The 20,887-nt window shown below is 48.3% G+C and carries 18 protein-coding genes; 12 read left to right on the top strand and 6 right to left on the bottom strand.

Going from position 1 to position 20,887, the window contains the following annotated elements:
• Positions 1 to 602 precede the first annotated feature (602 nt).
• Complete coding sequence (locus FHS90_RS17240; RefSeq protein ID WP_182513959.1) at positions 603 to 2,960, top strand: S9 family peptidase; 2,358 nt, start codon at positions 603 to 605, stop codon at positions 2,958 to 2,960.
• A gap of 199 nt (positions 2,961 to 3,159) precedes the next feature.
• Here FHS90_RS17240 and FHS90_RS17235 read toward each other — a convergent pair whose 3' ends face one another.
• Together FHS90_RS17235 and FHS90_RS17230 are read right to left on the bottom strand one after the other, a co-directional pair.
• Positions 3,160 to 3,990 (bottom strand): phosphatase PAP2 family protein, encoded by an 831-nt coding sequence (locus FHS90_RS17235; protein WP_182513958.1) that lies wholly within the window; start codon positions 3,988 to 3,990, stop codon positions 3,160 to 3,162.
• Between the two features lies 1 nt (position 3,991).
• Positions 3,992 to 4,810, bottom strand: coding sequence for a phosphatase PAP2 family protein (locus FHS90_RS17230; RefSeq protein WP_241499048.1), 819 nt, complete (start codon positions 4,808 to 4,810; stop codon positions 3,992 to 3,994).
• 267 nt (positions 4,811 to 5,077) lie between these two features.
• Between FHS90_RS17230 and metK the strand changes: the two genes are divergently transcribed.
• Positions 5,078 to 6,382 (top strand): methionine adenosyltransferase, encoded by a 1,305-nt coding sequence (gene metK / locus FHS90_RS17225; RefSeq protein ID WP_182513957.1) that lies wholly within the window; start codon positions 5,078 to 5,080, stop codon positions 6,380 to 6,382.
• 75 nt (positions 6,383 to 6,457) lie between these two features.
• On the opposite strand, the gene hpf is transcribed toward metK, so the two are convergent.
• The 4 genes from hpf to FHS90_RS17205 form a co-directional block, all read right to left on the bottom strand.
• On the bottom strand, positions 6,458 to 6,757 hold the full coding sequence (hpf, locus tag FHS90_RS17220) for a ribosome hibernation-promoting factor, HPF/YfiA family (RefSeq protein WP_066835586.1): 300 nt from the start codon (positions 6,755 to 6,757) through the stop codon (positions 6,458 to 6,460).
• Between the two features lie 26 nt (positions 6,758 to 6,783).
• Complete coding sequence (locus FHS90_RS17215) at positions 6,784 to 7,662, bottom strand: tyrosine-type recombinase/integrase (RefSeq protein ID WP_066835588.1); 879 nt, start codon at positions 7,660 to 7,662, stop codon at positions 6,784 to 6,786.
• Positions 7,663 to 7,736: 74 nt separating this feature from the next.
• Positions 7,737 to 7,931 carry a 30S ribosomal protein S21 gene (gene rpsU / locus FHS90_RS17210; protein WP_066835594.1) on the bottom strand — a complete coding sequence of 65 codons (195 nt, stop codon included), beginning with the start codon at positions 7,929 to 7,931 and terminating at the stop codon, positions 7,737 to 7,739.
• An 86-nt stretch (positions 7,932 to 8,017) separates the two neighbouring features.
• A complete protein-coding gene (locus tag FHS90_RS17205; RefSeq protein WP_182513956.1) occupies positions 8,018 to 9,157 on the bottom strand; it encodes an acyl-CoA dehydrogenase in 1,140 nt (379 codons plus the stop codon).
• Positions 9,158 to 9,506: 349 nt separating this feature from the next.
• Here FHS90_RS17205 and FHS90_RS17200 point away from each other — a divergent pair, with 349 nt between their 5' ends.
• From FHS90_RS17200 to FHS90_RS17155, 10 genes are all read left to right on the top strand, one after another.
• On the top strand, positions 9,507 to 10,238 hold the full coding sequence (locus tag FHS90_RS17200) for a polysaccharide biosynthesis/export family protein (RefSeq protein ID WP_241499020.1): 732 nt from the start codon (positions 9,507 to 9,509) through the stop codon (positions 10,236 to 10,238).
• A gap of 24 nt (positions 10,239 to 10,262) precedes the next feature.
• On the top strand, positions 10,263 to 12,692 hold the full coding sequence (locus FHS90_RS17195; protein WP_161947747.1) for a GumC family protein: 2,430 nt from the start codon (positions 10,263 to 10,265) through the stop codon (positions 12,690 to 12,692).
• Positions 12,693 to 12,697: 5 nt separating this feature from the next.
• On the top strand, positions 12,698 to 13,450 hold the full coding sequence (locus FHS90_RS17190; protein ID WP_066835600.1) for a CpsB/CapC family capsule biosynthesis tyrosine phosphatase: 753 nt from the start codon (positions 12,698 to 12,700) through the stop codon (positions 13,448 to 13,450).
• Between the two features lie 11 nt (positions 13,451 to 13,461).
• Positions 13,462 to 14,436, top strand: coding sequence for an NAD-dependent epimerase/dehydratase family protein (locus FHS90_RS17185; RefSeq protein WP_074987979.1), 975 nt, complete (start codon positions 13,462 to 13,464; stop codon positions 14,434 to 14,436).
• A 61-nt stretch (positions 14,437 to 14,497) separates the two neighbouring features.
• Entirely contained in the window at positions 14,498 to 15,898 is a 1,401-nt protein-coding gene (locus FHS90_RS17180) for a tetratricopeptide repeat protein (RefSeq protein WP_066835602.1), read from the top strand.
• A 7-nt stretch (positions 15,899 to 15,905) separates the two neighbouring features.
• Entirely contained in the window at positions 15,906 to 16,688 is a 783-nt protein-coding gene (locus FHS90_RS17175; protein ID WP_182513955.1) for a phosphosulfolactate synthase, read from the top strand.
• 25 nt (positions 16,689 to 16,713) lie between these two features.
• Positions 16,714 to 17,352, top strand: coding sequence for a DedA family protein (locus FHS90_RS17170; RefSeq protein WP_066835604.1), 639 nt, complete (start codon positions 16,714 to 16,716; stop codon positions 17,350 to 17,352).
• A 35-nt stretch (positions 17,353 to 17,387) separates the two neighbouring features.
• Positions 17,388 to 18,125: a shikimate dehydrogenase family protein gene (locus FHS90_RS17165; RefSeq protein WP_066835605.1), complete on the top strand. Its 738-nt coding sequence runs from the start codon at positions 17,388 to 17,390 to the stop codon at positions 18,123 to 18,125.
• 565 nt (positions 18,126 to 18,690) lie between these two features.
• Positions 18,691 to 19,266 carry an RNA polymerase sigma factor gene (locus FHS90_RS17160; protein WP_241499022.1) on the top strand — a complete coding sequence of 192 codons (576 nt, stop codon included), beginning with the start codon at positions 18,691 to 18,693 and terminating at the stop codon, positions 19,264 to 19,266.
• Entirely contained in the window at positions 19,247 to 20,860 is a 1,614-nt protein-coding gene (locus FHS90_RS17155) for an outer membrane beta-barrel protein (protein ID WP_182513954.1), read from the top strand. The genes FHS90_RS17160 and FHS90_RS17155 overlap by 20 nt, the downstream gene beginning before the upstream one ends.
• Positions 20,861 to 20,887 lie beyond the last annotated feature (27 nt).

Genomic DNA, 20,887 nt, shown 5'->3' with positions numbered 1-20,887 from the left:
CTCCTTATTATAATTTAGGTAATAGAGTAGCACCTGTTTCTATTTGCCCGTAGGGGCAGCCTTTGTTCCCCTTGGTGACGTTGGAGCACACAGGAAGTTTGAAGACTTCTTAGAGGGGCTATCTGTCAGAATATTACTAAAGGCAGAAGAAAGGCTGGTTAAGGTTCTGGAGAAGCGGTTTGAGAGCCTCGCTTCTGCTATTCCCCGCTGTTATTTCTGTGGCTTCTGCCTCTCTCGCTGTGTTTTGCGGTTTTCTGTTTTCGGCCTGTTTTCAGAAAAACAGGCCAAAAACGCCATTCCTTTCTCGCTTTGTTCAAATAACGTGCTCCTCCTCTTCTGCTAAGGTGCCAACAGCAGAGGGGCCAGCCTCAATCCTTTTGGGGGAGAACCCGCAGTGAAACTGGCTGGGCAGCAGTGCCAGGAAGTTCTGCCTGTGCATGCGCTTCACACCGTTTTTTACTACCTTCACTCCGTGGCAGCAGGGGCAAGTGGCGCACGTAGTTCTCCTGCCCTTTACTTCCTGCAGGCTATCTTGCTGCCGTTTTCCCCAGACACCATACAAACACAACTTAATTTTACAGCACACCCATTTGTTAAATGATATGACCACCAGAATCACTGCCTGTCTTTTAGGAGCCTCCGTCTTATTGTTGAGTAGTAATTGCTTTGCACAAAACCAACCTGCCCTCACCGTTGAGAAAATAATGCAGGATCCTGCCCAATGGATAGGCACCTCCCCCAGCAACATTTACTGGTCAGATGACAGCAGGCAGGTGTTCTTTCAGTGGAATCCGGAGAAGGCGAAGCGCGACTCTTTGTACTGGGTCTCTGCCAGGGGAGGGCAGGTGCAGAAGGTGCCTGCCGCCAAAAGAAAAAACAGTACTGCCCCCACCGGGATTTTTAATCTTCAAAAAACCCTGCGGGTGTATGAGCGTGGCGGTGATTTGTACTTGCTAAACGTGAAGAAGGGAGAGGTGAGGCAAATCACCAAAACGGTTGAACGGGAATATGCACCGGCCTTCACCTTTGATGAAAAAGACATCACCTTTCTGAGGGACGGGAATTTGTACACCTGGAACCTCACCAATGGGCAGGTAAGTCAGCTGACAGACTTCAGAAAGGGCCGTAAGCCCTCCAACCCTGATCTGATCAAGGACAAGCAGGAGCGTGCCCTGCGGGAGCAGCAGGTGGAGTTACTGCAGATCATACAGAAGCGGGAGGAAGAACGGGCCAACCTGCGCCGGCAGCAGGCCGAACTTTCAAAGAACAAGCCCAAAGAGATTTATACCGAAGACAAATCTGTGGACAACATTGTGCTGGCCCCTAATAGAAGGTACATCACGTACAGACTGGTAGGGCGGCCGGCCAACTCCAAGATTGCCCAGGTGCCTAATTATATCACCGCGTCTGGCTATACAGAAGACATTCCTACCAGAACCAAAGTTGGGGCGGGGCAGGCTACCTATGAACTTGCGCTGTATGATGTGCAGTTAGACACCACCTACGCCATTTCCTTTTCAGGTTTACCAGGCATTAAGGAGCAGCCGGCGTACCTGAAGCAAGAGCAGAAAACCTCAGCCGCAGAAAACAGGCAGCTGATGATGTTTGGTCCGTACTATTCTAAAGACGGTAAAAATGCCGTACTGGTGGCTAGGTCCCTGGACAACAAAGACCGCTGGATTATGGGCTTTGACCCGGCTACCAGAGCGGTAAAGGTGCTGGACCGGCTGCATGATGAGGCGTGGGTGAACGGCTATGGCCCCGGTGAAATAGGGTGGATGCCCAACCATCAGCAGGTGTGGTTCCTCTCTGAAGAAAGCGGCTATGCCCATCTTTACGTGCTAGATGCCACCACCGGGCAGAAGAAAGCATTGACCTCCGGAAACTTTGAAGTGCAGAATGTCAGGATCTCAGCCGATGAAAAATACTGGTATTTCACCTCCAATGAGGTGCACCCCGGGGAGCAGCATTTCTACAGAATGCCTCTGACCGGTGGCAAACGGGAGCAAATCACCAAAATGACAGGAGCCCATGAAGTAACCCTGTCGCCAGATGAGAAGACGTTGGCCATCAGGTATTCTTACACAAACAAGCCCTGGGAGCTGTACCTCATGCCCAACAAGCCGGGCGCAAAACCGGAGCAGATCACCCAATCTACCACCCAGGAGTTTAATGCGTACCCATGGCGGGAACCCGAGGTGATCTCTTACAAAGCGGCAGACGGGGCAGATGTCTACGCCCGTCTGTACAAACCTGCCAAATCTGCCGGTTCAGGCCCAGCCGTGATTTTTGTGCACGGGGCGGGGTATCTGCAAAACGCCCACAAGTGGTGGAGCAGTTACTTCAGGGAATATATGTTTCACAACCTGTTGGTTGACAAAGGCTATACCGTACTGGATATTGATTACCGGGGCAGCGCCGGCTACGGCCGTGATTGGCGTACCGGAATTTACCGCCACATGGGCGGAAAAGACCTGAGTGACCATGTAGACGGCGCCAAACTCTTAGTAGAAAAATATGGCGTGGACCCTAAACGGATTGGGATCTATGGCGGGTCCTATGGTGGATTTATCACCTTGATGGCCATGTTCACCCAGCCAGATGTTTTTGCCGCCGGCGCAGCCCTGCGGTCTGTAACTGACTGGGCCCATTATAACCACGGCTATACCTCCAACATTCTAAATGAGCCCCAGACAGACAGCCTCGCCTATACCAGAAGCTCACCCATTTATTTCGCAGAAGGCTTGAAGGGCGCACTGCTCATGTGTCATGGCATGGTAGACACCAATGTGCACTTTCAGGATATTGTACGGCTCTCCCAGCGCCTCATTGAGCTGGGCAAAGATAACTGGGAGCTGGCGGTCTATCCGGTAGAAGACCACGGGTTTGTGGAGCCTTCCAGCTGGACAGACGAGTACAAACGTATTCTAAAACTTTTCGAGACAAATCTCAACAAGTAAGCACTCTGCGGTTTCTGGCAAGGAAGCCTGTTCCTGTTTTGGGGCTGTTTTTCTAAAAACACCCCCAAAACAGGAAATTGAAAAACCTCTCTCAGGCTGTGGGCATTCCAGCTCAGGACAACAGATAGCCCTAATACAGAAACACCCGGTACAACAATGCCGGGTGTTTCTGTTTTTGACCTGTTTTTGGGAAAACAGGTCAAAAACGCTTGGTCAACGCAACCCCCTGTAAGTAGTCTCCCGCAGCTGCTTCTGATGAGGGCACCAGGCGCCAGCTGGTTTCATGGTTGTTCTTATGCAGCTCAGGCACTAGAATCCCAATGCTGGCTCCCACCGCGTACCCAATGAGGTTGTCGCTCAGGAAATGCTTTCCGGCCTTCAGCCGAAGATAGCCTACGGTGGCGGGTACAGCGGCAGCGGCCGTCCACACCACCGGCCGCCAGGGCGAATTGGGGTGGAGGTCATGGAACACCTTGGCCGTAAAAAAAGTGGCACTGGCGGTTGCGGCGGTATGGCCGGCAAAGAAGGAATTGGTGGCGTACTTGTGCAGCCGTTCTTCTACGGGGGCATGCGTGGCATAGACATTGGGCCGCTTCCGGTTGGTTAGGCCAGCCGTCAAGGCATACAGTCCTCCCGCCAGAGAAACGGTCTGGGCGTACAGAAAATAGATGTCTGGTGCGTGCGGCCGTGCATTCTGATCTGCCAGAAACAGCAGCGGTAAGGCAAAAGACGTGTAAAAGGGGATATCGCTCGCGTCTTGGGCCTTTTTACTGTAATTACCAGCCGCCCAACGGTCAAATTTATTCACCTGGTCTGGGTTGATAGAAGCCAAATCTGCCTCCGTCAATCGGTCTTTATTAGTAAGCAGCAAAGATCCGGTCACCGCCATGGTCACTCCGCCTGCGGTAATTAAACCATCGCGCAGCAAACTGGTGTGGTAGATCTTTTCTGGCGGTTGGGCATGTAGGGGCAACGGCAGGCTTAGCCACAGAGAAAAGACAAACAGGAACGGGAGCGCTGAAATCCTCATATTAGAACTTGTACTGCAGGGCCACGCCATCTACATACTTTCCGGGGACAGGGATCACACTTGGTGAAATAGAAATACCGCTGTTATTCCCTTTCTTGTGCAGCTGCGGTACCAGAATACCAATGGCGGCACCCACGCCATATCCTACAAGGTTGTCACTCAGGAAATGTTTTCCGGCTTCCAGCCGAAGATAACCCACCGCGGCAGGGACAATGGCCGCTCCGGCCCACACAAACGGGCGCGCCGGCGAATCTGGGTTATAGTCATGGAAAACCTTGGCGGTGAAAAAGGTCATGGTAGAGACAGCGGCAGTGTGCCCTGCAAAGAAAGAGTTTTGGGAATTGGCTCTGGTTTTCTCCCCAATTTCCACCTCAGGGCTATACGTGAGAGGCCGCGCCCTTGGGAAGGCCGCTGAGCTTAACGTGAAGACCGCACCCGTAATAGACATGGTTTCCAGGTAAAGCGCGAGCATTTGCCCGGTGTTGTCATTGATTTTGTCATTAAACAGCAGCAGGGCAGGGGCGGCAATAGAACTATAAAGCATGACGTCACTCACTTTCTTGGCGCTTTCACTATGATTACCGGCCGCAAAGCGGTCAAACCCGTTGACATCCTCCTTGTTCAGGTTCATTGCCTCTGTATTGGTAAACGGGTCCTTCTGCTGCATCAGGTACAGGCCCAGACCGCTTAAACCAGCCCCGGCCACCGTGATAGGGGCATCTACTTTGAAAGATGTTTTGTAGGGAGAGTTAGACTGCCCCATGGTTTGGGTCAGGGTAACTGCGGTCAAGAAGAGCGTATAGAAATATTTCTTCATCATCTGAAAAGAATATAAGTATGGGTAAATAGTAATTGAAAGATGGTTAGAAAACGCGATGCCCTCTAAAAGGTTTTTGTTTCTGTTTTAAGGCTGTTTTCCTGAAATCAGCCCGAAAACAGAAACAGGGGTAGATTCTTGAGGGAAGGCAATGTCCCATAAAGCCTCTGAATTCTTATTCATCTTTTTGCATATCCGGCAATTCGCGTAATTTTGTCTCTCATGGCTCTGCAGAGGGCCTGTTCTATCTTGTAAATAATCTTTTTATAGATGCCTTATCTTTTTACATCTGAGTCAGTTTCGGAAGGACATCCGGATAAAGTGGCTGACCAAATATCTGATGCGCTTTTAGATGAGTTCTTGAAGCAGGACCCCCAGTCAAAAGTTGCCTGTGAGACACTGGTAACCACAGGGCTGGTGGTGTTGAGTGGCGAAGTGAAGACAGATGCCTACGTAGATGTGCAGAAAGTGGCGCGTGACGTGATCAAGCGCATTGGCTACACCAAGTCTGAGTACAAGTTTGATGCTGAGGCCTGCGGCGTGATTTCTGCCATTCATGAGCAGTCTGGTGATATCAACCAGGGCGTGGAGCGCGAGAACCCGGAAGACCAGGGAGCCGGTGACCAGGGTATGATGTTCGGCTATGCCACCAATGAGACTGATAGCTATATGCCACTGGCTCTGGAGATCTCCCATTTGCTGCTCAAGGAGCTGTCTGCCATCAGAAAAGAGGGTAAGGAAATGACCTACCTGCGCCCAGACGCCAAGTCTCAGGTGACCATCAGGTACTCAGACAACCACGTGCCGGAGAAGATTGACACCATTGTCATCTCTACCCAGCATGATGAGTTTGAAGCTTCTGATGCCAATGACCGTGCCGCCTCTAAGGCCGCTGAGGAGAAAATGGTAGCCAAGATCAAAGAAGATGTGCTGAATATTCTGCTGCCGCGCGTGAAAAGCCGGTTGCCGCAGCGTACGGTAGATCTATTCTCCGGTGATATCACGTACCACATTAACCCCACCGGAAAATTTGTGATTGGTGGCCCGCACGGTGATACCGGTCTGACAGGCCGTAAAATTATTGTAGACACCTACGGTGGAAAAGGTGCGCACGGCGGAGGTGCTTTCTCTGGGAAAGACTCTTCTAAGGTAGACCGTTCTGCCGCGTACGCCGCCCGCCACATTGCCAAGAACTTGGTGGCTGCGGGAGTGGCTGATCAGGTGCTGGTGCAGGTGGCCTATGCCATTGGGGTAGCCGAACCGGTTGGTTTGTATGTGACCACCTACGGCACCACCAAAGTAAAAGGCACCAACGGCGAGACCATGACTGACGGCGAGATTGCCAATAAAGTGAATGAGCTGTTTGAGATGCGCCCGTATGATATTGTGACCCGTTTCGGGCTGCAGAACCCTATTTTCTCTGAGACTGCCGCCTACGGCCACATGGGCCGCCAGCCGGGCACCAAGAAAGTGCAGTACACGGTGAACGGAAAGTCTGAGGAGCGTGAGTTTGAAACCTTCACCTGGGAAAAACTGGATTACGTAGATAAAATCAAAACTGCCTTCAACCTGTAAGAAGTGCGTTTCTGACCTGTTTTAACGAAAAGAGCCCCAAAATGGGGCTCTTTTTATTTATGGTGTATTCAGTGCTTAGTGGGTGGCAATTTTCTCTTTGTACCTGATAAGCTGCTTCTTCATGTCATCTACCGCTTTGTCTGTGGCGGTTTCAAAAGTGTTGGCCTCCTCTTTGCAGAAGAGCGTGGCACCGGGAACAAACAGTTTGACCTCCACCAGTTTGTTATCTGTCGTTTCTGTGTTCTGTACGCGCAGTACTACTTCGCCGCTTACAATCCGGTCAAAGAACGTGTCAAGTTTGTCAAGCTTCTTTTGCAGAAAGTCTAGCAAGCTTTGGTCGGCAGTGAAGTGCACAGATCTGATTTGTAGTTTCATAGTTTACTTCTTTAGGGTGATACTAGTTAAGCCTTTGGGTGAGCCTTCTCAAAGACGGCTTTGAGTTGCTCAATAGAGTTATGGGTGTACACTTGGGTGGCCGCCAGGCTGGCGTGGCCAAGTAAATCTTTGATGGCCACCAAGTCGGCTCCCCGGTTAAGTAAGTGAGTGGCAAATGAGTGACGTAGCACGTGCGGGCTGTTTTTTGCAGCCGTAGACACCATGCCCATGTACTTTGTCACCACCCGGTATACATACTTTGGATAGAGCGGTTCCCCTTTATCCGTAACGAATAGGAATGAAGAATTGTTATCAGGAAAAGCAGTTTGACGCAGACTCAGGTAGTTCTCTATAACTGCCGTGAGTGAGGTGTTGAGGGGGAGAATTCGCTCTTTGTTGCCCTTGCCCAGTACTTTAAGGGTGCTGGCGGAAAGGGAAAGATCAGAAATCTTGAGGCCAAGTAATTCTGCCAGGCGCATGCCGGTCCCATACAGCAGCTCCAGAATGAGCCGCTCGCGCTGGCCTTTGAAGGTGTTGGGGAAGTCTCCCTGGTCCAATACCTGGGTAAAGGTGTCTTCAGGAATGAATGCCGGGAGTTTTTTGGCCAGTTTAGGAGCCTTGATCCGGAGGGTAGGGTTGTTTTGAGCCAGGCCCCTTTGCACCATAAAGCGGAAATAGGAGCGAAGGGAGGCAATCTTGCGGTGAATAGTACGGCTGTCCAGCTCCTTCTGCACCAGTGATACCACCCATGACCTGATAATGGCGTGGTTGGCCTCTTTGATGTCCTCCAAGTGGTAAGTCTCCTTTAGGTATTCTTGAAACTGCTGAAGGTCAACCTGGTAAGAGGTGATGGTGTGCGGGCTGAACCGCTTTTCGTACTGAAGGTATTTAAAAAATAATTCCATAAACCAGAGGTGCCTACTGGTGCAGGACTTCCCTCTAATTTATGGAATTACCACGTAAGTTCTAAGAATAACGACTAGTAGTTGTCGTTGGCGAACAGTTGTTGCTTATACACAGCTCTTTCTTTCTGCTTTCTCTTTGTTACAGAGGGCTTCTGGAAGAAAGTTCTGGCACGCAACTCTTTCAACACGCCGGTTCTCTCAAATTTCTTCTTAAATCTCTTTAAGGCTTTGTCTACAGACTCGTTATCCTTTACGTTGATGATGATCATATAAATTGATTGATTTTAAAGTCAATTGTTTTTAAGGAGTGCAAAGATATTGACAAATCTTCTGACAGTCAATAGCTAACTCCCAATTATTTTAATACGGCTCTGGAAATAACAAGTTTTTGGATTTCTGAGGTGCCTTCACCAATGGTGCAGAGTTTGGCATCACGGTAGTATTTCTCAGCCGGATAGTCTTTGGTGTACCCGTAGCCGCCAAAGATTTGCACGGCCTCATTGGCTGCCCGCACACTTACCTCAGAGGCATATAATTTAGCCATAGCTGATTCCTTGTTCACATTCTCCCCTCTGTCTTTCATGGCGGCGGCTCTGTAGGTGAGCAATGCCGCTGCTTCTATCTCAGTGGCCATGTCTGCTAATTTGAAGGCAATGCCCTGGAACTGTGAAATAGGCTTGTTGAATTGATGGCGCTCTTTTGAATATGCAAGAGCCGCTTCATAGGCACCTTGGGCAATTCCCAGACTCAGGGCGGCAATTGAGATTCTACCGCCATCCAGCACTTTCATAGATTGGATGAATCCTTCGCCTACTTCGCCCAATATGTTCTCATGCGGTACGCGGCAGTCTTCAAAGATCAACTCAGTTGTCTCTGAAGCACGCATGCCTAATTTGTCTTCTTTTCTTCCGGCACTGAAGCCTTCTGTAGGCTTCTCTATCACAAAGGCTGTCATGCCGTGTGAGTCGCCCACTTCTCCTGTGCGCGCAATCACTACGGCAATGTTGCTAGACTTGCCGTGGGTAATGAAGTTCTTGGCCCCGTTCAGGGTCCAGTGATCCCCGTCTCTTACCGCCACCGTACGCATGTTACCGGCATCTGAGCCGGTATTAGGCTCAGTTAAGCCCCAGGCGCCAATCCACTCAGCCGAAGCCAGCTTAGGGAGCCACTTCTTTTTCTGCTCTTCATTGCCAAACTGCAGAATATGGCCGGTACAGAGCGAATTGTGGGCTGCCATTGACAGGCCAATAGAGCCATCTATTTTAGACAACTCTGCAATAGCGGTTACGTATTCGAGGTAGCCAAACCCAGACCCGCCGTATTCTTGTGGTACTAGTACGCCCATCAATCCCAGATTGCCTAACTCCTTGAACACATGAATTGGAAACTCCTGTGACTCATCCCATTTCATCATGTCCGGTTTGATAGACTTTGCCCCGAAATCTCGGATCATATCAGCAATCATCTGCTGGTTTTCTGTAAGGGTAAGTTGCATGTTGGTAGGTGTTTTGTGGGGTTTAGAGTCTAAAGATACAAGGTTTATGGTTGCCAAGCTAACGTATGTTAGGTTAAATTGTTGCCAATTGGCAAGTAGCGGGCGGCAAAGGCGTTTTGAGGAGAAGCCGGTAAGGTTAAATCTTCCTGCTGGGGGAATTTTGGCGTACCCATTACTTTTAGCTTACTTTGTACTTGGCTTTGTCTGCTTTGGATAACTAGATACCGCATACTTTTACTAAAATATCTTTATAATGTCTCACTTCTCATTGCTAAGGCATTGCATACAATTACTCCTTGTTGCCATCATTGTTTCCCTTGGCTCCTGCAATGTGTACCGGCAGAATATAATGTTTAAAACTGACGGAGATGTAAATTCTGAACTTCTAAAAGCCTCTGTAACTGTGGCTACTCAGAATTATCAGATACAGCCCAATGACATTCTTGATATTAAAATTTATACGAACAAAGGAGAGATATTAGTTGATCCCAATAACTTCCTGCGCATTGAGCTAACCCAAGGGAGCAACGGTGGCTCTAGTAATCAAAATAGGAATCAACAAGTTGAGCAGCCTTCTTATGTGGTACAGCCAAACGGGGAGGTGAAGGTACCTATGATTGGGTATATAAAAGTTTCTGGTTTGACCGTTGCCCAAGCTGATAGCGTGTTCCAGAGCCAGTTTGAAACTTATTATAAGGGGACCTATGTTTATACACAAGTAGTCAGCAGAAGAATAGTAGTGTTAGGTGCTGCTGGGGGGAAGGTTGTGCCTCTTACGAACGAGCGGATGAATCTTGTAGAGGTAATAGCTTTGGCAGGAGGTGTTCCCGATAATGGGAAAGCCCATAACATAAGGCTGATCAGGGATATAACTTCTGATAAGCCTATTGTGCAGGTGATAGATCTTTCTACTATTGCAGGTGTTCAAAGAGCCAGTTTATATGTAAAGCCAAATGACGTGGTGTATATAGAACCGGTTAGGAGAGTCTTTAATGAGTCTCTTAGAGATGCATTAACAGTGTTAGGCGCAGTATCTAATATTCTCACCACTTATTTGGTGATTGAGAATTTAGTAAAATAAAATTTCAATAGAATTTCAATGAGTGTGAAAACAGCCAATGATCTAGATGAGTTAGATCAGCGCTTGGTGTCTGCTGATGCAGAAGTTGAGGAAGATAGTGGTGCAAGCATAGATTTTGTTACTCTTTGGCATGTCATCCGTAGGAGCATTCCCTGGGTCATTCTCTTGGTATTACTTGGATTAGCTGCATCATATATGTTCTTAAGATATACGAAGAATATATATGAGTCTTCGTCTGTTCTTAAGCTGGAAGAGCAGTCTGAAGCAACTGTTCTTGGCCTTGGCGCCACCAGTGCAGATGCTGAGATAGGTAAACTGCAAGGGGAAGTTGATTTAATCAAGTCTGATTTAGTCTATGAAAGATTAAAGCAGAGTATGCCCTTGCAAACCAGCTACTATGTAAAAGCCCGTGTACTTGATGCCGAGCTTTATAATGAAAGCCCTTTTCAGGTATCATACAATGGGGGCAGTTTCAGTCTGTTTGATAAAAAGATCTTTGTTGATTTTTTATCTAAAGCAAAGTTTACTGTTAAGGTGGGAGAGGATGGTAAGGCTTCCACATATCAGGTGGGCAGCCCTGTTTCTATTGATGGGAATAATTTTATATTAACTACCACCTCCTCTTTTGGCGCCAGTTCAATTGGTCAAACGTATTTTTTTATTGTACGAAGCAATAAAGCCTTGAAGAGTTATTTAGATAATAACTTATCAGTTGCTATCATTAATCCAGACGCTAAAACTCTGTCTATCTCTTTCAAAGATAACAATAGGTACAAAGCCAGGGATATTGTAAATAAACTGGACACTGTGTACCTCCAGCAAAAGCTTGCGAGAGGCAATCAAGCCAGCCAACAGACGGTTGATTTCCTAAATGAACAATTGCAAGAGACTCAGGATAATCTAAGGAAAGCCGAGTTTGACATGGAGTACTTTGTCAAGCAAAATAAGTCATATGACGTACGGGCTGGCTTAGAAGAGGCTATGGGCCAGATTCAGCAACTTGAACAGCAAAAGCTTGATCTGAGATTTAAAAGTTCATTGCTTCTAGATCTGCAGCAAAAGATTCAGAAGAACGAGGATCTGAGTCTGGTGATTTCTGGTATGCAATTGCAGCAGCAGCAAGACCCTCAGCTACTTGAGCAGGTAACTACTTTGAATGAGTTGCAAGCCCGTAGGAGAAAAGCCTTGACTACTACGCAAGGAACTACTGCTGCTGATAATCTCCTGGAGTCGCAGATCAGATTTGCCCAGAATAGAATAGCAACCTTGGTGCAGGAAGGTAAAAATTTTATTCAGACCCAAATCAACAACATAGACAAGCAGCAGTCTCTGTTAACGGGTAAGATTTTACAAATGCCTACCCAGGAAACGGAGAGAGCAAGGCTTACTCGTATTCTAGGTATTTATGAGAAGTTCTACCTGCTCTTAATGGATAAGAGAGTAGAATATGGCATTTCAATGGCAGGTACTACCCCAGATTTTCAGATCCTGTCTCCTGCCAGCCTGCCAAGCGAATCTGATCCTGTGTATCCAAATGCCTTTTTAATTTATGCAATTGGGTTAGCTGGCGGCCTTTTTTTAGGAGTGGGATTGATTGCAGCTCGTTATCTCATGCATAATACGGTGACCAATGTGCGTGAGCTGGAAAGAAACACCTCTGCGCCAGTGTTAGGGATTGTACCCTCTTATGACAAAGAGAAAATGCCGGTTTCCAAACTGGTAGTCAATCAGAATCCTAAATCGGCGTTGAGTGAGTCTATCAGGTCTATCCGGACAAACCTGGAGTTTTTGAGTTCAGGAAAGAAGAAGCGCATCATTTCTATCACCTCTACCATTAGTGGGGAAGGGAAGACGTTTGTTGCGTCCAACCTAGGTGGGATTATTGCTATGTCAGGTCAGAAAGTAATACTGCTTGACCTGGATATGCGTAAGCCAAAAGTACATATTGCTCTAGATGGTGATAACATCAAGGGAATGAGTACAATACTTATTGACAAGCACACTATTGCAGACTCAATTCAAAGAACCTCTATTGCGGGTTTAGACTTTATTTCTGCAGGCCCTACTCCTCCCAATCCCTCAGAACTGATCATGTCTCAACGGTTTGATGAGATGCTGCAGGAGTTGCATCAGGAGTATGATGTCATCATTGTAGATAGCCCGCCGGTGGGGCTGGTGACAGACGGGGTGCTGATTATGCGAAAAGCAGATATTCCATTATTCATTGTGCGGGCTAATTATTCTAAGAAGGCCTTCTTAAAGGGAATTGATAAGGTGATTCGTACCAATCAATTGCACAACATGGCAACTATCTTAAATGATACCCAAAGTGTAAACATGTATGGCTACTCGTATGGCTACGGCTACGGGTATGGCTACGGTTACGGGTATGGGTATTATGAAGAAGAGGCAAAACCTACTTTCTCCAGTAAAATAAAATCCTTGTTTAAATAGTCTTCATGTGGGAGGGTCTTAAGCGCTTGTTCGGGGGAACCCCTGAGGTGACATCATCTTATGCCGGGCTGGTTGCAGATATGCATTCGCATTTGTTGCCGGGGCTGGATGATGGTGCCGCCACGCTGGAAGACTCGCTTCAGTTGCTGGAGGTATTGCAGCGGTTGGGGTTCAAAAAACTTTGCATGACTCCCCACATTATGGGGGACTTCTACCGGAATACACCCAGTGGGGTTAGAGAAAAACTTAACCTTCTGAAAGAGGCCACTGCTGCAAGGGGGCTCCCGCTGGAATTAAGCTGCGCTGCGGAGTATTATTTAGATGAGTGGTTTCTGGAAAAGCTGGAAGGGCCTGAAGACCTGCTCTCATTTGGAGGTGACAGAAAATTCCTCCTGATAGAAACATCCTATATTAATGAACCAGCTCAGCTTAGGCAACATGTGTTTGCCATTCAGGCGGCAGGTTATACGCCTGTTTTGGCCCACCCTGAGCGGTACACCTACTTTTACGGGCGGCTTGATGAGTTGCTGTCGCTTCGGGATGTAGGGGTATTGTTTCAAATAAACACCAATTCTATTAGTGGATATTATTCAAAGGGAGCCAGAGAAGTGGCTAAACAGCTGATTCAGCGACAGGCAGTGGAGTTTTTGGGGACCGATACCCACTCTATGAGACATACCCGGGTTTTGGAGCGTACGTTAGCTGAGCCTCTGCTGGCACAAGCGCTTAAGCTTCCTCTTTTGAATTCTACCCTTTAATTCCTCCCTCTTTGAAAAAAGTTTTGCTTACCGGAGGCACAGGTCTGATAGGCCATTTCCTTTTAATGCGGTTACTGCAGGAGGGGCACACTGTGAAAGCGTTGGTCAGGAATACCGTAAGTGAGGTCAGGCACAGTAACCTGGAATGGCTGCAGGGAGACATATTGGACCCTTTGTTGATAAGAGATTTAGTAGCAGAGGTAGATGAGGTGTACCATTGTGCGGGGTTTGTGTCATACGCCCCGCAGGATGTGGGGCTTTTGCAGCAAATAAATGTGGCCGGAACTACAAATGTGGTAGATGCCTGTTTAGAAAACCCTTCTGTCCGGTTGTGTTATGTGAGCTCTATTGCGGCTATTAACAGAAGGAAAGGGGAGAAAGTGATTCAGGAGAAGGCACAGTGGGACCCAGCAGTTGAACGGTCTGCCTATGCCGTCTCTAAGCATTATGGGGAGATGGAGGTATGGCGCGGTGTCTCAGAGGGTTTGAAGGCTGTCATTGTGAACCCCTCTATTGTTTTAGGGCCCCGTGACTGGAGCCGTAGCAGCACGCAGCTTTTTAAATATGTGGCAGAGGAGCGGGCCTTCTACAGCCATGGCTATGGCAACTTTGTAGATGTACGGGATGTAGTAGAAGCAATGGTGCGGTTGATGAACGGGAAACAATGGGGCGAGCGGTTTATCTTGAACGGTCACCAGCTCTCCTATGTGGATTTCTTTCGGCAAGTGGCACAGACCATGAATAAAAAGGCACCTTACCTATTAGTGCCAAACTGGATCACCGAGTTGGTATGGCGGGTAGAAGCAGTGAGGGGGAAATTAACAGGAACTAGACCTCTAATTACAAAAGAAACAGCCCGTATAGCCAAAGAAGAACACTTCTATAGTAATGAAAAAGTAAAAGAAGCAACTGGAATGTCTTTTCGGCCGTTGCAGGAAACCCTGCTTTGGTGTAGTCGGCAGTTAGTTTCTAAAGGTTCTGCTTAAACCTGGAAATTGTGAATGTGAACGCTGGGTAGCACCAGTAAGTGAAGCGAAACTAAATTAAATGAACGATAATTTCAATGAATTCTCTGGCGAAGATTTAGACCTGATTCAGCGGTTTGAAAGCATGCAGGAGAATAATGGGGCTGTGTTCTTTGATCTTTCAGATTTTGAGACGATCATAGACTACTATGCCAATAACTTTAATTACAGCCAGGCCCTCAAGGCCTGTGACGCTGGTATTGCCCAGTATCCGTTCTCATCAGAGTTGCTCATAGATAAAGCCCAGGTGTTAGCTATGTTGGGCGCGTTTGATGAGGCTTTGGCTCTGGTTGAAGAAGTGGCGCTAAGAGAGCCCCAGAACGAAGACATTGCCCTTACCAGAGGAATCATCTTTAACCAGAAGGGTGATTTTGCGTTAGCCATTGACTGTTTCAAAGAGGCTGCTGAAAACTCAGAGGTCAAAGACGACATCTTCTTTAACATTGGTTTGTCTTATCAGAGCTGGGGTAAGTTCAAATCAGCCATGAAGTACTATAAGAAGAGCCTCAGCCTTAACATTGAGAATGAACTGGCGCTACAGGAACTCCTCTATTGTTTAGAAATCACTGGAGATGGTGAGCAGGTGGTTTCCTTCTTTCAGGAGTTTGTAGACGCAGATCCTTACTCGGCCATGGCGTGGTTCAACCTTGGGCTTACCCACAGCCGTCTGGGCAATTATGAAAAGGCCATTGCCGCCTATGAGTATGCCACCCTCATCAAATCTGATTTTGCCGCCGCCTTTGTCAATATGGCCAATAGCTATGTGTACTTAGGCGAGTTCTCAAAAGCCATTGAAGCATTCAAAGCGGCTAATGAGCTTGGTGAGCCCAATGCAGACATTCTCTGTAACATAGGAGAATGTTATGAGAAGCTGTCACAGTGGGATCTGGCCCATAAGTATTATCAAAAAGCTATTGACCTTTCTCCGGAAATGGACGAGGCGTGGTTTGGCATAGGCATTGTGCTGGATCTGCAGGGAAGATGGCTGGAGGCGGTGCATTATTACCGCAAAGCACTCACCTTCTATGCTGAGAACCCTGATTACTGGCTCGCCCTGGCCGCGGCTGAGTACCAGTTGGGGAATATCATCTCCAGTGTAGAAGCCTATGAGCAGGCAAGTATTCTGGCTCCTGAGAATAAAGATATCTGGCTTAACTGGTCTATCATCTTGTATGAACAGGGCAATTATGAAGGCGCTATTGACTTATTGCAGAATGCAGTAGAACTCCAGCCAGACGAGGCCGAACTTCACTACCGGCTGTGCGCGTACAGTTTAGCGGCAGGAAAATATAAACAGGCATACAATTATTTGGAAAATGCCTTAATTTTGAATTTTGAGAAGCATACGCTTTTATTTGAATTCTTTCCTGAACTTGAGTCGCAGAAAGCCCTGGCGCGCCTGATTGACCAATACCGCAAATAGTACCTTCATGAATTACGAAATTACCCAAGTACCCGAACGCACCGCTAAACCTAGAGAAAGTGGTTTTACCATGGCCATGGACAAAGGACTTAGCCTCAGAGAGGCTGAAAACTTTGTAGAAGTGTCTGGGGAGTTTGTAGATATTGTGAAGTTAGGCTGGGCTACCTCTTATGTGACCCCTAACCTGGATAAGAAAATCGCCATTTTTCATGAGGCGGGAATTCCTGTGTACTTTGGAGGCACCCTCTTTGAAGCCTTTATTGTACGGGGGCAGTTTGATGATTACCGTAGGCTTCTAGATAAGTATAACCTTTCTTACGCAGAAGTTTCTGATGGTTCCATTGATATGGACCATGAGCTGAAGTGCAAGTATATTAGAACCTTGGCTGAACAGGTGACAGTGTTGTCTGAGGTAGGTTCTAAAGATGCTGAGAAAATCATCCCGCCTTATAAATGGATCAGCCTGATGCAGGCTGAACTGGACGCTGGTGCCTGGAAGGTAATTGGGGAGTCAAGGGAAGCTGGCAATGTAGGGCTCTTTAGATCAACAGGGGAGGTAAGAAGCGGTCTGGTAGAGGAGATCCTGACAAAGATTCCGTTTGAGAAGATTATCTGGGAAGCCCCTCAGAAAGCACAGCAGGTGTTTTTTATAAAATTGCTGGGTGCCAATGTGAACTTGGGGAATATAGCCCCCAATGAGATCATTCCCTTGGAAACCATACGCTTAGGCCTGAGGGGAGATACCTTCAGCCATTTCTTAGATACCAAGTCGCTGGAGAAACTAGTATAGTCGTTACCCTTATTCTTTTCCCCTCATGGAGCTTCTCCGGCAGTTTTTAGATTTCTTTCTTCATCTTGACCAACACCTGAGCCAGATCATCTCTGAGTATGGCGTCTGGACCTATATTATTCTGTTCCTGATTATCTTCATTGAAACAGGGGTGGTGGTCATGCCTTTTCTGCCGGGAGACTCCCTGCTTTTCGCGGCCGGCGCCTTTGCCGCCACGGGTGTGCTGAATGTCTGGTTGCTGTTGCTGCTGCTGTTTATTGCTGCTTTCCTGGGAGATACACTCAATTACGCCATCGGCAATTATTTTGGCCCCAAAGTGTTCAGGCGAGATTACCGGTTCTTAAAGCGGGAGCACCTGCTCAAGACCCAGGCCTTTTATGACCGGCATGGGGGCAAGACCATCATCTTTGCCCGGTTTATTCCCATCATCAGAACCTTTGCCCCTTTTGTGGCGGGGGTAGGCACCATGAAGTACAGCAAGTTCCTGTCTTATAACGTGATTGGGGGCTTTTTATGGGTGGTGGGCTTCATTGCGGCAGGTTTTGTGTTCGGCAACATTCCGGCGGTTAAGAAAAATTTCACCCTGGTGGTGTTTGGGATTATCCTGGTCTCCGTGATTCCGCCTATCTATGAGTTGGTGAAGCAGAAATTCAGCAAGCGTTAAAACAGGTAGATAGAATTCTGCCAGTCATTTCTTCTATGGAAAACGAATATGGTTTGGTTGGCTACAAACTCAGCCACTCTTTTTCCCAGAGCTATTTTACAGAGAAGTTCAGGACAGAAGGTATCGTCAACAGCGTGTACCATTTGTTTGAGCTGAACAGCATTCTGGATTTCCCCCGGTTAATTGCCAGCCACCCTAACCTGAGGGGGTTAAACGTTACTATTCCCTACAAAGAAGCTATCATCCCTTTTCTAGACGGGTTAGAAAGTGCGGCCGCTCAGATAGGGGCAGTCAATGTCATTAAGTTTGAAAACGGCAAACTGATAGGGCATAACTCAGACTACCAGGGGTTCATGCAGTCTCTGCAGAACTTCTATCCCTGCTATCCGCACTCCCAGGCGCTGGTGTTGGGCACGGGCGGTGCCGCCAAAGCAGTGCTGGCCGCCCTAGAGTACCTGAACATCTCCTACAGGTTGGTTTCCAGAACCAGCCAGGCAGGCATGTTAACCTATGAAGAGCTTACCCCCGGTGTCATGGCTTCGGTTTCTTTGATCATCAATGCCTCGCCGGTAGGTACGTTCCCCAAGGCAGATGTGGCTCCTGCCATACCGTATGAACTGCTGTCTTCTCACCATTACCTGTATGACCTGGTGTACAACCCCGCTGAAACGCTTTTCCTGAAACTTGGAAAGGAGAGGGGGGCCAAAACCAGCAACGGCTTTGAGATGCTGTGCTTACAGGCAGAAGTAGCCTGGGAAATCTGGAACAGTTAGTTCTGTTTTCGGGCTGTTTTCAGAAAAACAGCCCGAAAACAGAACCAAAGATATTGCCCTGGAAGTGCCTGAGTTCATCAGAGAGAAGTACGGGTAACCAGCCAGCAGAGCTAGCCTTGCCCATATAGCTACAGGTGAGGAGGCTGTTTTGTCAAGCCCTTTGGGAGAACAATAGAAAGAGCCGTAGGCTATAATTTTATATGAAGCGAAATTTTTAAACGAAAGGAATACAATATCAAAGCTGTTTAGAGATTTCTGGCTTATACAGGAGGGCGCAGACATTTGCTGGTGCGGTACGGGAGCACCCTGTTTCTGGGCTGTTTTCTGAAAAGTAGCCCAGAAACGTCGGCCACGGCAAATGCCAGCGCCCTGGATAAGCCCTCCCAGACAGATAAGGGAGAAACTCTGAACAGGTTCATTTTATAAAATACACTTCTGCCGTTCCTATTCATGGACAAGCTGCACTAGAGCGCATCAAGAATTTTTTCAATTCTTTCTGGCCTCATGCAACCTTTGCTCCCGCAAGGGAATCTCAGGAATAGATGAGCATTCAGTAAACCCCCTGTTGAAACTTTTTCAGTCACAGAATCCTACCGAAGCCGACCTTCTTAAAGAGGCCATTGCCGGTAAAAGGGAAGCACAGCGCCTGCTTTACCAACGCTACGCCAGCAAGATGCTGGCTGTGAGCAAGCGCTACGCCCGTACAGATTTTGAGGCTGAAGATATTCTGCAGGATGCCTTTATGAAGGTGTTCACCCATCTGAAAAATTTTAAAGGGGAGTGTCCTGTAGAGTTCTGGATTAAAAGAATTGTGATCAACACCGCCCTTAAGCACCAGCGCAGCAACCGCCACCTAATGGTCACCGACCAGGAGGAGGAATGGGAGGAGGCCTCTGAGCAGGACTGCTTTGATAGTCAATACGGTTATGAAGAATTATTGGAACTAGTACGAGAGTTGCCGCCCCGGTATCAGGCTGTTTTCAACCTGTATGCCATTGAGGGTTTCTCCCACAAAGAGATTGGGGAGATGTTAGAGATCACTGAGAGTACTTCTAAGTCACAATACTCCCGCGCACGTGCCAGCTTACGCCAGGCGCTCCTGCGGTTAACACGCCAGTACCATGAAAAAGTCACCGGCTGAAAGAAAGACAGACAGATCAATGGAGGACATTTTCAGAGAAGGCTTTGAAGGTGTTGAAAGCATGCCCTCCTCCAAAATCTGGGAGAACCTGGACCGGGAGCTAGACAACCAGGAACTGAACCGCTATAGAAGACAGGTAATCTGGTACAGATCAGTTGCCGCCGCGTGCCTGCTGCTGCTCTGTGCCTCTGGTCTGTTCTTTTGGCGCTACCAACCCGCCGGTTCCAACCAATTGGGAGATGCCGCTTTAGTTGCAACACCTGGAGCTGAAGGCCCACTGGGATCAGTGGCCGTGGAACAAAGGGACTTGTTACATCCCCCACGTCAGGCAGAGGGGCAGGTGGCTTCTGTTTCTGAGCCGTTTTCTGAAAAACAGGCCAAAAACAGAAAAATTCCGCAAGCCCCACCAACCGCTCTTGCACTGACCGGCAAAGGGTTTTCTTCACAAGCAGTTCTGGAAAAAGGTACTGTTAACAAGGCTAACGCAAAAAGGAATACTAGGGAAGCCGTTGTGGTAGCATCTGTTTTTGAAGAAAAACAGGCCCCCATAAGGGGTATTACAGGCGAGAAAACAGAAATATCAGGGGCAGAAGTGGCCGTGGGGGCGTTGAAAGCGGCCCCTGAACCTACAGGAGCCATGGCCGGTGCACCAGAAAGAAACCCTCCAGCCTTGGGGGCAGACTCACTTTCAGTACCCAGAGCCGCCACAATTTTGGCACAGAAGAAGGCAGAGGTGGCAGAGGGCTTGAACCCCACACCTGAACCTGCGGGCAAGAAGGAAGACCAGCAAGGCCCCCGCGGGGGAAGATGGAGCCTGGCCATGGCCTATGTGCCTCAGTACGCCTATACTCCGGCCTCCTTGGGTTCTAATGCTGCCCAGGCAGACGCCCCCCTTAACATGGCTGCCCAGCCCCGGCTCTATGAACAATACCAGGAGGCGGTAGATGAATATAACAAGACCTATACCCCCGGCTACTCTTACAGCGCCATGGTAGGGGCAAGTTATAAACTGAATGATAAATGGCAGGTAGAAGGGGGGCTGTTGTACTCTCAGAACGAAGCCAGCACCCATCATACCCTGCTCATCAGAAGCAATGGCATGCGAGAGAATTCCCTCCAGGCCGGGTTGGTAGTTGCCAAGGCAGAAGCTATCTTCAGCAATGCCACCAGAGAAATGGCAGGCGGGAATGTCATGTCCATCACCCGTACAGACGAGTACAACATCAAGTACAAGTTCCAGCAAGTGGGGGTGCCTGTCAGGCTTGCCTACAGACATGACATTAATAAGCTTTATGCGTTTGCCTCCGGCGGGTTGAACCTGAGTCTGATGATCAGGAACAGTATCACCCCAGACAATGAGATGGTGGAGGCCGTGCAGTACAAGTTTCAGGATGAGGAGTCACCGTTCAGGGCATGGCAGTGGGCCGTGGCTACCTCAGTGGGCTTGGGGTATGACCTCAACAGAATGATGAGTGTGGTGGCTGGGCCGGAACTGACCTACTCTATCACCCCCATTTTGAAAGGAGATCAGCAAAGCACAGACAACTACAAAATAGGGGTAAGTGTTGGCGCCAGATGGCGTATCTCCAGATAATAGAAATAACCAGGCATTATACACACC

The sequence above is a fragment of the Rufibacter ruber genome (assembly GCF_014138425.1).
Classification (GTDB): domain Bacteria; phylum Bacteroidota; class Bacteroidia; order Cytophagales; family Hymenobacteraceae; genus Nibribacter; species Nibribacter ruber_C.
This window is presented reverse-complemented; position numbering and strand designations above follow the sequence as displayed.

What these genes read in the sequence shown, in the direction of transcription:
- FHS90_RS17240 (WP_182513959.1), top strand. Translation starts at nt 603, where the DNA reads ATGACCACCAGAATCACTGCCTGTCTTTTAGGAGCCTCCGTCTTATTG.
- FHS90_RS17235 (WP_182513958.1), bottom strand. Translation starts at nt 3,990, where the DNA reads ATGAGGATTTCAGCGCTCCCGTTCCTGTTTGTCTTTTCTCTGTGGCTA.
- FHS90_RS17205 (WP_182513956.1), bottom strand. Translation starts at nt 9,157, where the DNA reads ATGCAACTTACCCTTACAGAAAACCAGCAGATGATTGCTGATATGATC.
- rpsU (WP_066835594.1), bottom strand. Translation starts at nt 7,931, where the DNA reads ATGATCATCATCAACGTAAAGGATAACGAGTCTGTAGACAAAGCCTTA.
- FHS90_RS17200 (WP_241499020.1), top strand. Translation starts at nt 9,507, where the DNA reads ATGTTTAAAACTGACGGAGATGTAAATTCTGAACTTCTAAAAGCCTCT.
- FHS90_RS17190 (WP_066835600.1), top strand. Translation starts at nt 12,698, where the DNA reads ATGTGGGAGGGTCTTAAGCGCTTGTTCGGGGGAACCCCTGAGGTGACA.
- FHS90_RS17165 (WP_066835605.1), top strand. Translation starts at nt 17,388, where the DNA reads ATGGAAAACGAATATGGTTTGGTTGGCTACAAACTCAGCCACTCTTTT.
- hpf (WP_066835586.1), bottom strand. Translation starts at nt 6,757, where the DNA reads ATGAAACTACAAATCAGATCTGTGCACTTCACTGCCGACCAAAGCTTG.
- FHS90_RS17180 (WP_066835602.1), top strand. Translation starts at nt 14,498, where the DNA reads ATGAACGATAATTTCAATGAATTCTCTGGCGAAGATTTAGACCTGATT.
- FHS90_RS17215 (WP_066835588.1), bottom strand. Translation starts at nt 7,662, where the DNA reads ATGGAATTATTTTTTAAATACCTTCAGTACGAAAAGCGGTTCAGCCCG.
- metK (WP_182513957.1), top strand. Translation starts at nt 5,078, where the DNA reads ATGCCTTATCTTTTTACATCTGAGTCAGTTTCGGAAGGACATCCGGAT.
- FHS90_RS17175 (WP_182513955.1), top strand. Translation starts at nt 15,906, where the DNA reads ATGAATTACGAAATTACCCAAGTACCCGAACGCACCGCTAAACCTAGA.
- FHS90_RS17170 (WP_066835604.1), top strand. Translation starts at nt 16,714, where the DNA reads ATGGAGCTTCTCCGGCAGTTTTTAGATTTCTTTCTTCATCTTGACCAA.
- FHS90_RS17155 (WP_182513954.1), top strand. Translation starts at nt 19,247, where the DNA reads ATGAAAAAGTCACCGGCTGAAAGAAAGACAGACAGATCAATGGAGGAC.
- FHS90_RS17230 (WP_241499048.1), bottom strand. Translation starts at nt 4,810, where the DNA reads ATGATGAAGAAATATTTCTATACGCTCTTCTTGACCGCAGTTACCCTG.